The organism is Pusillimonas sp. NJUB218 (assembly GCF_003788685.1).
Classification (GTDB): domain Bacteria; phylum Pseudomonadota; class Gammaproteobacteria; order Burkholderiales; family Burkholderiaceae_B; genus Neopusillimonas.
The window spans coordinates 25,027-39,641 of the sequence record NZ_NQMK01000014.1 but is presented as its reverse complement, the minus strand read 5'-3'; the positions used below and the strand labels follow the sequence as shown (position 1 = coordinate 39,641).

Annotated in this window: 11 protein-coding genes; 4 read left to right on the top strand and 7 right to left on the bottom strand. The window is 49.9% G+C overall.

What is annotated here, in order from left to right; genetic code table 11:
- Window positions 1-246: 246 nt before the first annotated feature.
- Window positions 247-2,163: a tRNA uridine-5-carboxymethylaminomethyl(34) synthesis enzyme MnmG gene (mnmG, locus tag CHR62_RS15055; RefSeq protein ID WP_123661475.1), complete on the bottom strand. Its 1,917-nt coding sequence runs from the start codon at window positions 2,161-2,163 to the stop codon at window positions 247-249.
- 383 nt (window positions 2,164-2,546) lie between these two features.
- On the bottom strand, window positions 2,547-2,753 hold the full coding sequence (locus CHR62_RS15050; protein WP_093971502.1) for a cold-shock protein: 207 nt from the start codon (window positions 2,751-2,753) through the stop codon (window positions 2,547-2,549).
- 221 nt (window positions 2,754-2,974) lie between these two features.
- On the opposite strand from CHR62_RS15050, the gene CHR62_RS15045 reads away from it, so the two are divergent.
- The gene (locus CHR62_RS15045) at window positions 2,975-4,144 is read left to right on the top strand and encodes a methionine aminotransferase (protein WP_093971503.1); all 1,170 of its coding nucleotides are present in this window, start codon (window positions 2,975-2,977) and stop codon (window positions 4,142-4,144) included.
- A gap of 430 nt (window positions 4,145-4,574) precedes the next feature.
- On the opposite strand, the gene CHR62_RS15040 is transcribed toward CHR62_RS15045, so the two are convergent.
- From CHR62_RS15040 to CHR62_RS15025, 4 genes are read right to left on the bottom strand one after another with little or no spacing between them, the layout of a single operon-like run.
- Window positions 4,575-5,630, bottom strand: a complete 1,056-nt coding sequence (locus CHR62_RS15040) for a metallophosphoesterase (RefSeq protein WP_123661474.1) — start codon at window positions 5,628-5,630, stop codon at window positions 4,575-4,577.
- A gap of 22 nt (window positions 5,631-5,652) precedes the next feature.
- A complete protein-coding gene (locus CHR62_RS15035) occupies window positions 5,653-6,102 on the bottom strand; it encodes a MarR family winged helix-turn-helix transcriptional regulator (RefSeq protein WP_123661473.1) in 450 nt (149 codons plus the stop codon).
- On the bottom strand, window positions 6,099-7,901 hold the full coding sequence (locus tag CHR62_RS15030) for an acyl-CoA dehydrogenase C-terminal domain-containing protein (RefSeq protein ID WP_123661472.1): 1,803 nt from the start codon (window positions 7,899-7,901) through the stop codon (window positions 6,099-6,101). Before CHR62_RS15030 ends, CHR62_RS15035 begins: the two co-directional genes overlap by 4 nt.
- Window positions 7,902-7,906: 5 nt before the next feature.
- On the bottom strand, window positions 7,907-8,692 hold the full coding sequence (locus CHR62_RS15025; RefSeq protein ID WP_093971507.1) for a crotonase/enoyl-CoA hydratase family protein: 786 nt from the start codon (window positions 8,690-8,692) through the stop codon (window positions 7,907-7,909).
- A gap of 165 nt (window positions 8,693-8,857) precedes the next feature.
- Here CHR62_RS15025 and CHR62_RS15020 point away from each other — a divergent pair, with 165 nt between their 5' ends.
- Both CHR62_RS15020 and CHR62_RS15015 read left to right on the top strand, forming a co-directional pair.
- Window positions 8,858-10,762: a diguanylate cyclase domain-containing protein gene (locus CHR62_RS15020; protein WP_123661471.1), complete on the top strand. Its 1,905-nt coding sequence runs from the start codon at window positions 8,858-8,860 to the stop codon at window positions 10,760-10,762.
- Window positions 10,732-13,578 carry a PAS domain S-box protein gene (locus CHR62_RS15015; RefSeq protein ID WP_123661470.1) on the top strand — a complete coding sequence of 949 codons (2,847 nt, stop codon included), beginning with the start codon at window positions 10,732-10,734 and terminating at the stop codon, window positions 13,576-13,578. Before CHR62_RS15020 ends, CHR62_RS15015 begins: the two co-directional genes overlap by 31 nt.
- Window positions 13,579-13,588: 10 nt before the next feature.
- On the opposite strand, the gene CHR62_RS15010 is transcribed toward CHR62_RS15015, so the two are convergent.
- A complete protein-coding gene (locus CHR62_RS15010; protein ID WP_123661469.1) occupies window positions 13,589-14,155 on the bottom strand; it encodes a hypothetical protein in 567 nt (188 codons plus the stop codon).
- Window positions 14,156-14,254: 99 nt separating this feature from the next.
- Here CHR62_RS15010 and CHR62_RS15005 point away from each other — a divergent pair, with 99 nt between their 5' ends.
- The gene (locus CHR62_RS15005; RefSeq protein WP_093971511.1) at window positions 14,255-14,611 is read left to right on the top strand and encodes a MarR family transcriptional regulator; all 357 of its coding nucleotides are present in this window, start codon (window positions 14,255-14,257) and stop codon (window positions 14,609-14,611) included.
- Window positions 14,612-14,615: the final 4 nt, after the last annotated feature.

The following is a 14,615-nucleotide window of genomic DNA, read 5'->3' as shown; positions in this document are numbered from 1 at the left end:
ATCGATGGAAGAGTCGTCAAACGCGTGCGTGGCATCATGTCAGTGAAGTCTGGTTAAACCCAGCAAAGGTCGATGGCGAAACGGCGGGAAAATTAAAGTTTGCTGCATGAAATATCGGACATCTTGTTTGACAAATACCGTGCTGCAAGTAATGCAATAGCAATTCGCACTGCGCGTCAGTCGCTTCGATGCCCAACTGATCGACAGCAGCTCGAAGACGTTGTAAATAGACCGAGGTCGACGCCGTCATGCCGCGTGTTTTCCGTAGTTGTGACGTTTAATGTGAATCAAAAGCAATGAAATGGCCGCAGGCGTTACACCCGACACACGACGCGCCTGACCAATCGTTTCTGGACGGCTTTTCTTAAGTTTTTGACGCACCTCGATCGACAAACTGGAGATTGCATCGTAGTCGAGATTCTCTGGAATTTTTTGCTCTTCTTGTGCAGCCTGTTTCTTCACGTCTTGTTGCTGACGATTAACGTATCCTTCGTACTTGACCTGAATTTCTACCTGCTCAGCCACAACAGGATCTTCAACCGCAGGCCCGCCAATATTTTTCCCATCGACAGTGGTCAGCGTGGTCAACTTTTGATAGGTAACCTCGGGACGCTTTAACAAGTCCAATAATGCGTAGTCGCGTTCCAGCTTTTTGCCTACTACCTCTTGAGCGACCGCTTCGCTGACAATGCGTGGATTAACCCAGGTTTTTTTCAAACGCTCTATTTCACGTGAAACAGCATCGCGCTTTCTATTAAAAGCATCCCAGCGAGCATCATCTACCAAGCCCAAATCACGGCCAATTTCGGTCAATCTCAGATCGGCATTATCTTCGCGCAAGCTTAAGCGGAATTCGGCGCGAGACGTGAACATACGATAGGGCTCTGTCACGCCTCGGGTAATCAAATCATCAACCAAGACACCAAGATAGGCCTCGTTACGCTTTGGACACCATGCATCAAGTTCTTTAGCATGACGTGCAGCATTAACGCCAGCCAACAACCCCTGGGCTGCAGCTTCTTCGTACCCGGTGGTGCCATTGATTTGGCCGGCAAAAAACAGACCCGAAATTGCTTTAGTTTCTAATGAAAACTTTAATTCACGTGGATCAAAGTAATCATATTCAATGGCATACCCAGGCCGCATGATCAATGCGTTTTCCAGGCCTGGCAATGTTCTGACCAGCGCTAGCTGAATATCGAACGGCAAACTAGTAGATACGCCGTTAGGGTATATCTCTGTTGTCGTAAAGCCTTCTGGTTCTAAAAATATTTGATGGCTCGACTTGTCGGCAAAGCGATGAATCTTGTCTTCGATCGATGGGCAGTAACGAGGGCCGATCCCTTCAATTTGACCCTGATCGCTATACATAGGGGACCTATCGAGACCCGAGCGAATAATATCGTGCGTACGTTCGTTTGTATGTGTAATCCAACAAGGCATTTGCGCCGGATGCATGGATTCATTGCCCATAAACGAAAAGACAGGGATGGGGTCTGTGTCGCCAGGCTGTACTTGAGTACGGCTAAAGTCAATACTTCTTGCATCAATACGCGGCGGCGTACCCGTCTTGAGACGACCTTGGGGCAGTTTCAATTCTTTAAGGCGCTGCCCCAAAGACACAGCAGGCGGGTCTCCTGCACGGCCACCAGAATAGTTATCTAGCCCTACGTGGATCAACCCATTTAAAAACGTGCCTGCTGTTAGCACAACAGCACGTCCTTTAAACGACAAACCAATTTTGGTTACCGCACCCGTAACGCGATCGCCCTGCATCAACAAATCATCAACCGACTGTTGAAAGATTGTTAGATTAGGTTGATTCTCTAGTGTTTGCCTGATTGCACTGCGATACAGCGACCGATCGGCTTGAGCTCGCGTCGCACGTACCGCCGGACCTTTTGAACTATTAAGCGTTCGAAACTGTATTCCCGCTTTATCGGTAGCAAGTGCCATAGCCCCACCCAGGGCATCGACCTCTTTAACCAAATGGCCTTTACCAATTCCACCGATAGACGGGTTACACGACATTTGGCCGAGTGTGTCTATATTGTGGGTAAGAAGCAGTGTAGATGCGCCCGTTCGTGCCGCAGCCAGGGCAGCTTCGGTACCAGCGTGTCCACCACCAATAACGATGACGTCGAATTCGTCTGGGTAGATCATGTTTGATAACTTTAAAAGACTATATACGGATGATTATAACTTCCGCACTACGTTTCACGTGAAACATACAGTTATCAACAAATTAAAGAATCACGCCAACACACATTATCTACCACCATGTTTCACGTGAAACAAACGGGAGAAGCGGCGTTGAATATTATTTCCAGAAAAATACGGGCATCTGAAAACGCACAAGATTTCTTAAGAACCATCCTAAAAAACAGCAGGGCTAAGGTTAAGCCGGAAAACGTTTCACGTGAAACACAAAACACACCATGTGGATAAGTATGTGTATAAAGCTGTGGGTACAGGAAGGATAAAATGTGAATAAAAAACCCCAGCACTGCCGGGGTTTCGATGAAGCGCAGCGAACTGCTTACATCTTAAAGAGGGCGAATTTGAGCAGCTTGAGGACCTTTCGGGCCATCATTAACTTCAAACTCTACAGCCTGACCTTCGTTAAGGCTGCGGTAACCGCGACCATCGATAGCGGAGAAGTGAGCAAACACGTCTGCACCACCTGCGTCAGGCGTAATGAAACCAAAACCTTTGTCGGCGTTAAACCATTTAACTTTGCCCGTTTGAGCCATAGTACTAGCGTCCTAAATAGAAACAAGAAAAACAATGAACCAAGGGCGCCGACACGAACTGGATACGCTTAACTTAATAACCAAACGAGACTTACGCACAGCTTGAATTCAAATGCACCGCAAGAATAACCATAGCGCGTAGATATTTCAAATACATGATTACCCCAAGCCAACCTATGCCTAACGGCGCAAACTACACAACAACCACAGAGACACGGCAAATGAGTATTGAATCGAAATTACCCAACGTCGGCACCACTATTTTTACCGTAATGAGCCAGCTGGCTGCCGAGCATAACGCCATCAACTTAGGGCAAGGGTTTCCTGACTTCAACCCGGACGAAAGGCTAATAAGCCTGACAACCGAAGCCATGAAAAATGGCCACAATCAATATCCACCCATGCCAGGCATCGCGTCGTTACGCCATGCTATCGCCACAAAAATTTCAACCTTGTATGGTCAGCACTACAACCCCGATACTGAAATTACGGTAACCGCCGGTGCTACTGAAGCATTGATGATTTCAATACAAGCCCTGGTTAAACCTGGCGATGAAGTTGTTGTGATCGAGCCAATGTATGACTTGTATGTTCCTGCGATCGAATTAGCCGGTGGAAAACCTGTACTTGTACAAATGACGGTACCAGACACACCCGAAGCAAGTTACCGCATTGATTGGAACAAAGTAGAAGATGCACTTACTGAAAAAACAAGGTTGCTGATTTTAAATACGCCTCATAACCCAACAGGGATGACTCTGAACAACGCAGACCTGGATGCGCTGGAAAATTTACTTGAGCGTTCCCCATTTTTTGTGTTGTCGGACGAAGTCTATGAGCACATCATTTTCGAAAACAAGCCACATTTAGGCATGTCGTCACGACCAAAACTGGCTTCTCGTTCAATTGTCGTTTCTTCATTTGGCAAGACTTATCACATCACAGGTTGGAAAATTGGCTACTGCGTAGCGCCGTCTTATCTGATGAAAGAAATCAGAAAAGTTCATCAATTCACGGTGTTCACCGTAACGTCGCCTATGCAGGTTGCTTTAGCGCAATACGCAGCAGACGAATCTACGTTTAACGGTTTAGCAAGTTTCTACGAAGAGAAGCGTGACTATTTGGCAAAAGGTTTGGCGTCTACAAAATTTGTTCCCTACAAAAGCAACAGTACGTTCTTTTTACTGGCCAACTACAAAAATCTCAGCCATGAATCAGAAAGTACCTTTGCAAAAAAATTAACGATCGAACACGGCGTTACGGTCATTCCGCTGTCTGCGTTTTACATGCATCCCGAATCGAAGTCAGCAAACAATCATCTGGTTCGGTTTTGCTTTGCCAAACAACCTCAAACCCTGGATAACGCTTTGGCACGTTTGGCTGTGCTTTGAACTGAACGAAGCGAAGTATAGGAACTTTGTCGGCTGTTGTGCAGCGGCTTGCCGCCGGTGGCGTTGGGAACAAAGTGTTTTAGTTATTCCTTTTCTTTGATATCAAATGATTACTGATAATGGGTGTCTGTGGATAAGTAGAACAAGCTGATTTGACTGTTTAAGAACAACGACTTAACGCAAAAAAATCTCTGGACTAACTTGGGCGTAAGCAAAGGATGGTTTCTGGACAATTTTTTGAAGGGCACAGATTTATGAGGTTATGCCTGTCTCGTCCACAAGCTGTTCACATTGCCTCGTACTAGACGTTATCCACAGGCATCTTTATTGTAATTTTGTGTAACCTAAGTCTTTGGGTAAAGAAAAATGCAAAAAAAAAGGGCCTAAGGGCCCTTTTAAAGGTTGTTGACGGAAGGAAAACCCGTCGGAGTTACCTGATGGTATTCACCGCGGTGCCATCATCAAATATCAGCTGGTTTTCGGGCCAGCGCAGTGCACCCAGCTTGAACCTGGACTGACTGACCGGGCGATTGGCCTTACGGTCTCTCCAACGCGCGCCAACCGAGTAATCGATGCAAAATACCTTTTTTTCATAGCCATACCAGGCCAACGAATGAATATTGCTGAAGAGCTGTGTGTATCGGGGACTGGCCTGGGTAACTTTTTGCCGATACAAGCGCCAATAATGGCCGATGACGACGTTTTCAGTACCTCTATAGTCATCCCACCAGTTGACGCGGTCTGAAAAGCGCCAGCGCCCGCCTGCAAAGAATGGTTTGGCCGCTTTCTTTTCGACGCCTGACGTCAATACCTTAAACGGGTTAACCATTTGCTGCATGGCTTCGTACTGCGCGATATGCTCGAGCACCGGCGGCGGAGATGTATCGTCTTCCAGCACTTTGGCCCATCGCTCTTTTTCTTCAAGGTACTGATCGTAAAGGCCGCTGTGTTCCGCCGCTTTTTGGGCCTCTTCGTCCCAACGTTTAAATGCTTCGGTAACGTTACCCAAAGGGATGTCTTGAATCGCCTGAACGGCAGTTTGTGACCATGCCGCATGAACAATCCGAAGGTTTTTACCCACTAAAACAACGGGTAAGCTGTTCAAGAATGCTCGAACCTCATGTCGCTCTGATACAGGCGTTCGTCTAAAAGGCGCGTAGTTCTTCAAATCTTGCTCATAGCGCTCGTCGAAGAACCAGCCCGCCCCATCTTTAATGTCGTCGGTTAATAAGTTAAGTTCGTGGTTTCCCAAAATAGCCTGGGCCTGGTGGTTTTCTACCAGCTCTTGTACGCGCCTGACGACACCATGGCTGTCGGGCCCGCGGTCGACAAGGTCACCCACAAACACGGGAATGCGGTTCTGCGGGTGGTGGCCACTGGATGAATACCCCAATCGTTCGAGCAGGAGCTCGAGGGCGTCAATTTCGCCGTGAATATCACCAATAATGTCTAGGGGTCGGTCGGGAAGTTCGGTCACTAGATTCATGTGACGCCTTTAGAAAAACAGGTTACAGAAATACTTTTTGCAGTAGGTAGATCAGTTGGTCGTGCTCGTCGGAAGAGAGCGACGCAGGACGGTCAAGGTCGGCGATACCAGCACGGGCCTTTTCATATCGTTGCTTACCCTGCAGTGTAAGTGCCAGTATCTGGGAGCGTTTGTCGTTTGGGTTGCGCTGGCGGGTCAGCAGGCCGTCGGCCTGCATGCGGTCAAGTAAAGTCGCCAGATTCGGCGGTGAAACGTTGATGGCTTCACCCAGACGTTTTTGGTTGATGTCCGGGTTGTCGACGATAACGGCTAAAACGGTGAATTCGACAGGACGTAACTGAACCTTTTTAAGCTGCTTTTTTACTTGTGGGATGATTTTAAGATACGCCTGCAAGCAGTTGTACCCCAGTAGACCAAGCAAATAAGATTGGTCTACTGGGGCAGGTTGGCGCGAGGTTGCCTTGGCCGTCATTGCACAGAAAGTACCGTTTGGTAGTTTTGGTGTTGGCCTGCCTTGGCATTGGCCAGGCATTGCTTAATGACAGTGATCAGTTGCTGCGACTCGGGTAAGACAAACGTAAAGTAATACTGCGCCGTCGTCTGCTTTGCCAGATAAAAGTCGGGGTCTTTGTCTTGCAAGGTACGGGCGACGTTGGCCGCCTTAAGCCAAAGCCACGCAATGGCGCAATGACCAACCAATCGCAATACTTCGGGTGCAATTTGGTGGGGCAGGTCGGGGTAGCTCAGGCCGGCTTGGCCAATTTCGGGTATTAACGTACGTAGGGTACGTGTTAATGCTAAAAGGGCTGTCGTTGCGCTTGCCAATGATTCGTGCGTTGTTTCGGCAATGGTTTGTTCGATATCATCCAGCAACATACCCAGGCGTTTGCCATTGTCGGCCAGTATCTTTCGCATCAACAGATCTATGGCCTGGATTTCGTTGGTACCTTCGTAAATCATGGTGATGCGAACATCGCGCATGTACTGTTCGATACCGGTTTCGCAGACGTATCCGTGACCACCATAGACTTGCAGCGCTTGGCTGGCGCCTGCAAACCCTTGATCGGTCATCAAGGCCTTGATGATCGGCGTCAGTAGTGCCAGCTGCTCGTCGAGCGCTTTGCGTTGGGCTTCATCGGGGTGGTGTTCGGCGCCATCAAGCAGTAGTGCGCTGTAGTAAGCCAGCATCCGGCAGCCTTCAACCCAGGCGCGTTGCGTCATTAACAAGCGTTGTACCGGCGGATGCATGACAATGGGGTCCGCGGCTTCTGTTTTACGATGTTCTGGCCGCATGACGGCCCGCGACTGAAGTCGTTCGTTGGCGTAAATCAATGCATTTTGGTAGGCCGTTTCGGCAATACCCAGGCCTCCAATACCCACCTGCAGCCGGGCCGAATTCATCATGACAAACATGGCTGCCAAGCCGCGGTGGGGTTCTCCCACCAGCCAGCCGGTCGCCTCTTCGAACTGCATAGTGCAGGTTGGGCTGCCATGGATGCCCATTTTGTGCTCAAGCCCAGTGCACGTGACGGCGTTATGTTGTCCGGCGCGGTCGCCATCGGGGAATATCTTTGGCACGACAAACAACGAAATGCCTTTGCTGCCTGCAGGCGCGTCGGGCAACCGGGCAAGTACCAGATGAACGATGTTGTCGGTGATGTCTTGGTCGCCGCCAGAGATAAAAATTTTGGTGCCGGTAATTTGGTAGCTGCCGTCGTCGTTGGGTATGGCCTTGGTGCGCAGTAAACCCAGGTCGCTCCCGGCATGAGGTTCGGTCAGACACATGGTGGCCAACCATTCGCCGCTGACAATTTTTGGCAGGTATGTGTTTTTGATGTGGTCGCTTGCATAACGATGAATGCAAGAATAAGCGCCATGCAGCAAACCAGGGAACATCGTCCAGGCCAGGTTTGTGGCATTGAGCATTTCGTACAGGACGCTGTTCAGGGTGTGTGGCAATCCCTGCCCGCCGTAGTCTGGGTCGCACGCGAGTGCGGGCCAGCCAGCTTCACAAAACTGATGATAAGCCTGGGCATAACCTTGCGGCGTTATGACCCGGCCATTGTCGAGCGCACTGCCTTTAGCATCTGCAGTCGCATTAAGCGGGAACAGGACTTCGCTTGCAAATCGCCCGGCCTCTTCAATGACTTGCTGAATTAGCGCATGATCGACGTCTACAAACCCGGGATACTGTTGCAAGACGTCCGCAGCCTGGAACATATCGGCCAGAACAAAATTAATATCTTTGAGTGGGGGTTGGTATTGGAACATGGTGATTAGCTCCGTTGAACTTTGTTCTTTTTCTGGTCAAGAAACTCGGCCAGCAAACGTTGTGTGGCGGGGTCGGTTTGAGCAACAGCTGCCATCAGCGATTCGGTTGCCATACCGTCTTGAATGGTTTGGTCGGCGATACGGGGCAGCATGTGCATGACGCCGTAATTGGTCATGGCGGCGTTGGTTGCAATGCCCTGGGCCAACTCCATGGCCTTTTTAAGCCCTTCGCCTGGTTCAGTCAGGTAGGTCGAAATGCCCAATTGCAGGCCTTCTTCGGCGCTGAGTACACGGCCTGTGAGCATCAGGTCGGACATGCGGTTGACGCCGATCAGGCGCGAAATACGTACTGAGCCGCCACCCCCGACGAATAACCCTCGTTTGCCTTCGGGCAAGGCATAAAACGCGGTGTTTTCCGCGACGCGAATATGGGTTGCAGATGCCAGTTCAAGCCCGCCACCGACGACTGCACCATGCAAGACGGCAATGACGGGAGCTCGTCCGAACTGGATTTTTTCGAAGGCTTCATGCCACATGCGCGAATGTAGGACCGACTGCGGTACGGTGTGTTCGCGAACCTCGGACAAGTCGAGCCCTGCGCAAAAGTGGTCGCCTTCGCCGTGCAAAATGATGGCTTTTACTGTGTCGGGCATTGACCCGAAACAATGGTTAAGTTCGCCGACCAAATCAAGGTTGATGGCATTACGTTTGGCTGGCCGGGTAAGTGTCACCAAGGCAATGGCATCAGTAAATTTGACGGATAACAGTTTGTATTGGGTAGATTGGGTCATGTTCGGGCTCGCGAATAGGGTAGAAGCAAATATTGTTAATTACTTATAAATCATAATATTTATTCTTTATAAATAAAATAGGGGGAACCCTGCAAGAAATGAACTTGCATTTTTTGCAGGGGCATCATCCAATGAGCTGTCACGACACGTTACGTTTGAGCATCAATGCAAGGCACCCGTCGATCGCATACCCGCACCTATTTGCGTTTGCGTTATCACTTTCTGGTTTTGCCTTTGCTGGTATTAGCCGGCGGCTTTTTGCTGACCTACGCGTCCTGGTTAGTGTTCGATCGGGCCCATCAGGCCGAAGTTCGACGTGCTTTTTTTGTTCAGGTAGATCAAACGCTGGGGCAGTTTCAGGCGCGTTTTTTGCAATATCAATCGCGCCTGGAAGCTATTCGAGCTTTGTTTGCGGCGTCTGATGCCGTTGATCGGGTCGAGTTTGTCGAGTTTGTCGATACGCTTAATTTCCAGAAGCAGTCTCCTGGCATTGTGGCGTTGGGGTATATCGCCTTAAATGCCGATAAAACCAAAGCCAACATTGAATATATCTACCCCGAAAATGAACGGAATTTGGCCATTGTCGGCGTAGATGCTTTTAGCGATCCTAGTCGTGAAACGACGCTACACGAATCGGCAAAAGCTTCTGTCGCGGTGCTGTCTAATCCGACCCGTTTACTTCAATACGAAAACAACGGTACGCAAGATGACACCGGGTATTTGCTGTTCATGCCGATCGATGCCGAGTTTGCGTTGTCCAGCACCATCAAGCCGTCAACGTTAATGGGTTGGATATACATTGCTTTTCGATTAGACGAAACATTGGCAGCAACATTTGACGGCCAGGGCTTTGAGCTTGCGCTTAACGTGTTTGATGCCACTGACACCAGTTCGCGACAATTGGTGTTTACATCTGACATTGCATCAGAAGTACGTCCCAACGGTTTTAAACCCCTGGTAGCGACGCGTACCGTAAGCTTGTTGGGCCGAACCTGGGAGCTGGACATTGCGTCAACCCCGAAATTTTATGATCAGTTTCGTAATTTGTCGGGCAGCTGGGCTATTTTTATCGGCCTATTGCTGAGTGCATTTTTAGCGGTGTTGACCTGGCTGGTAGCTGACCGTACCCGAGCATTACGTCAAATTCGTCGTATCAATCATCAGCTTCAGGTTAGCGAACAACGCTGGAAGTTTGCGCTTGAAGGCGCTGGCGACGGCGTATGGGATCACGATATCGTTGCCGGTAAAAACCATGTGTCGGCCCGTTGGAAAACTTTGCTGGGCTTTGAGCCTGAAGAAATGACGGAAAGCATCGAGGCATGGGCAAGCCGCATCCATCCCGATGATTACCCCGTGGTCATGAAAACCATGACTGACTACCTTAAGGGTGAGCGTACCGACTATGTTGTTGAACATCGTATGCGCTGTAAAGACGGGTCGTGGAAGTGGGTATTAGAGCGCGGGATGATTGTTGAGCGCGACCCCGTGGGCAACCCTGTTCGCATGGTGGGGACAACCGCGGATATTTCGCGAATGAAAGCGTCTGAAGCCTTAATTTGGCAACAAGCCAATTTTGATGCGCTGACGGGTTTGCCCAACCGGCGGATGTTTTTTGATCGCCTGGAAACCGAGATTGCGCGGGTGCAGCGTTACGGGGGTGTATTCACTTTATTGTTTATTGACCTTGATGAATTCAAAGAAATTAACGATGGTTTTGGCCACCAGGCCGGCGACGATGTACTTAAAGGCGTAGGCCGGCGCTTACGTGTGGCCGTACGTACGACCGACGTTGTTGCGCGGTTAGCCGGCGACGAATTCACGATTATTCTTAGTCAGGTGAACCACAGCCAAGATCTTGAGACCATCGTCAATAAAATACTTGACTCACTGCAACAGCCCATAAATGTTGGTGACCATGTCTTTACGGTATCAGCCAGTATCGGCGCTGCCGTTTGCCCTTACGACGGGGTTAGCGCAGACGATTTGCTTAACAAGGCCGACCGTGCAATGTACTGGGCTAAAGCCAAGGGGAAAAATAGATGGCAGAGTTATTCGATGCCCGTCGCGTAAGTCCCGAACGGGCATTGATTCTTCTCCAAAATCGGTTGTTTCGCGACGCCGTACGAGGTAAGACCTTGTTTGAGCTTTTAGGCGAGCTCATTGCGTTTGTTGAAAGCGAGTTTCCACGGGTACGGGCATCGATACTATTTGTTGATGAAGAAAGTCGACGCTTGGTGCCAGGGTTGTCTCCGCGTCTGTCAGCGGGTTATATCAGTGCGTTGTGCGCGCTGGGTATTGGCCCCAGTGCGGCGTCGTGTGGCAGTGCGGTATTTATTGGCGACCTTGTTATTGTGGCCGATATCGCAACCGATCCGTTATGGGCCAATGTAAGTTACGCGGCCGCCAAAGAAGGGGTTGCAGCATGCAGTTCCTTCCCGTTTCGTAACAGCGAAGGGGCGGTAGTTGGCACCCTGGCGTTGCACGCAGATCATCGTTGCCAGCCGTCGGTTGACGATATATCGATGCTCGATCAATTGGCGGCGTTAGCAGGCTTGTTGGTTGTACATGACCGGAAAATGCAACATACCAAGTTTACCGGGCAAGAAATTAACCATGCGTTTTATGGTGCGGCAACGGGTATTGCAATTACTGACTTGCATGGGCGGCTGGTTCAAGTTAACCGGGCGTATTGCGATATGTTGGGTTATACCGAGCAAGAGCTGTTGTTGCTTGATTACATGGCCGTTACTCACGTAGAAGACCGCCATAAAACTGATGACGAGATTCAGCTTTTACTACGAGGTCTGAAACGTAATACTGTCGTTGACAAACGGTATACGCACAAAGATGGGCACACTATTTGGGCGCGGGTCAGCGTATCGGTGCAGCACGATGCCAAGGGGCGGCCTACCGGGCTGATTGGCATCGCCGAGGACTTTACCGAAATCAAACTGGCGCAAGCGCAACGCGAAGAAGCCGAAAAGTCGATGTTGAACTTTTTGGCTAATTTGCCCGGCATGGTTTATCGCTGTCGTAACGATGACCACTGGACAATGCTGTATGTCAGCCAGTCGGTAAAAGCGTTAACGGGTTACGATGCCGACGATCTTTTGCTTAATCGTCGTTTATCTTATGCGCAGGTCATTCATCCAGACGACATTGCGTATGTTGCGCTGCGTATTTCCGAAGCGGTCCGCTTAAATGGCAGTTTTCATGTCAACTACCGTATTCGTCGCGCCGATGGGCAAATTGCTTGGGTGTGGGAACAAGGCCGGGTTGTACTTGATGAGGCTGGCGAAGTCGCCTTTCTCGAGGGTTACATTACCGACATTACGGCACGTAAAGTGGCTGAAGCGGCGCTTGCCGACAGCCAGCGCCGGGCCGAAGCATTGTTGAACGCTGTTGCTGAGGGTATTAACGGTGTCGACCATCGTGGCAACGTTGTGTATGTGAACAGGGCGGCTTTACAGGCGTTTGGTTATACCGAGCCCGAAATGCTGGGCAAAGACAGTCATGCGCTGGTGCATCATCATAAAAAAAATGCGCAACCTTACGCGTTTACCGATTGCGCGGTTTATAAAACATTGCAAGATGGCAGGGTGCGGCGTGTCAGCGACGAAGTGTTTTTTCGTAAAGACGGCTCGTCTTTTCCGGTTGAATATATGGTGTCGCCAGTCTTTAACGAGTCTGACGAAATATGCGGCGCCGTTATAAGCTTTAGCGATATTTCAGAGCGTCTGGCGCTTGAAGATCAATTACGTCGTGCGCAGCGGCTGGATTCCCTGGGCCAGCTTACTGGCGGTGTCGCACACGACTTTAATAATTTACTGACCGTGATTATGGGCAACGCCGAGTTGCTTGAGTCGCACCTATCGGTGCAAGACCCTATGAGGAAAGTTGCGGGTATGGTCGTTAACGCGGCGCAGCGCGGTGCAGAGCTTACCCGCGCCTTATTGGCGTTTTCGCGTAAACAGCCCCTTAAGCCCACGGTAGTGTCAGTAAACGACTTACTCGAAAAAAATCGAAGTTTTATCAAGAGCGCGATGGGTGGGCACATTGCCCTGACCATTATCGAGAATCCAGACCTCTGGTCGGCCAATATCGATGTGCATCAGCTTGAAAACGCTTTATTGAATTTGGCTATTAATGCACGCGACGCGATGCGTGCCGGCGGGCAACTTACCTTGCATACGAGTAATGTGCATTTTGCGGCCGACCAGGCGCTGCAACGTCATATGGCTGCGGGTAACTATGTGGCGGTGTCGGTGACTGATACGGGGTCAGGTATAGAACCCGCGATACTCGATCGTGTGTTCGAGCCGTTTTTTACCACTAAAGACCAGGGTAAAGGTACGGGCCTGGGTCTGGCCATGGTGTATGGTTTTGTGCGGCAGTCGGGCGGGCATGTCGAGATCGATTCTGAACCCGGGCGCGGCACGACGATCAGGCTGTATTTACCGGCCGTCAAAACGGCAGCGCTATTGACTGAAGCCGTTGCAGCGACGCCAGTTAAAGGGGGGGGCGAGCGGATTTTGCTGGTTGAAGATGACCCGTTGGTGCGGCTGTATGCAGTGACGCTTTTGTCGGGTCTGGGTTACGACGTTATCGAGTACCCCAATGGCGCCGAGGCGATTGCCGCCGTGGCGAGCGGCAAAACTTTTGACTTGCTATTTACCGACATGGTGATGCCGGGCGACATTAACGGCAAGCAATTGGCAGACCAAGTGCTTGCTATATGCCCGACGGCGAAAGTGTTGTTTACGTCGGGCTATAGCGAAAACCACTTGATGGATGGCAAGCAATTGGCGCAAGGCATACAGTTACTTACCAAGCCTTACCGAAAAGACGAGCTAGCATCAAGAGTACGGCAAATTCTTGATCAATAATCGTACGCAGTTAATGGTTATTGGATATTGCCTTTGCCTTTGCCTTTGGGAAAAGCATTAAGGCTATTTTTAATGCATACATCACAATAACGGCGCCAACGATATCTCCTGTTGTCATGGCAACAAAACTTTTCAAAGAGCTGCTGTTTGTATCGCTAAACCAGTACCAAGAGTGATGAAAAATTGCGTTCAGCATCCCAAAGGCTCCGCACAACACCAACAACTTTTGGGGCGAAAGGTTATGCAAAGATGGTAAAAGACCGAAGTAGCGTCGTGCTGAAAGATAGATCAAATAGGGCGACAGCGCCGACAAGACGCTAACAGTGAGCCCATAAACAAACTGTTCTGGATACACAAATTGTGTGGCAATAAGGAATGACGCGGCCCACAGCCCCAGTGTGCCCCAAAAGCCAAATAAAAGCGTGCATAACAGCCGTATGCCGGCGGGTAAGAAGACCCAATTTACCCCGGTGATTTCTTCTAGCCCGAGGAATGCCCAATAATTGATAAACCAGGTGATTCCGTACAGGCTGGCGGACGTCAGGGCCATGGCCGTGTGTAATACTATTTGTGACATTTGCCTTGTTGTCCTACAAAACCGGCACTGTTAATATCAAGAACAGTTATGCAAGGTTTTGCTTAATTACTTAAGTTTATTAACCGTACGGTTTCAGCCATGAAAGAGAAAACTCGCCCTGCCGACATATATATGCGCTTTTTGCAGTTGGCCGAGTCTTTACGCGGCTTGCCGTCGTTGCCAGCGCTTGACCCATTAGAAGAGCGTATTTTGCAAATGGTTGCTTTTGCAGCTAAAGAAGCTAGCCGCCTTTCGGTACGCGACATGATGGCGTATTCCGAGCTGGGTTCGCCGGCAACCATTCATAACCGGTTAAAGTCGATGCGTGCAAAGGGTTGGATCATGTTGACGGATACCGAAGACTCGCGTCGTAAGCAAGTTACCCTGACCCAGGCCGCCTTGCTGCATTTCGACAAACTTTCTAAGTGCCTTGTTCAGGCAGCTAAGGAAGCCTGATAAT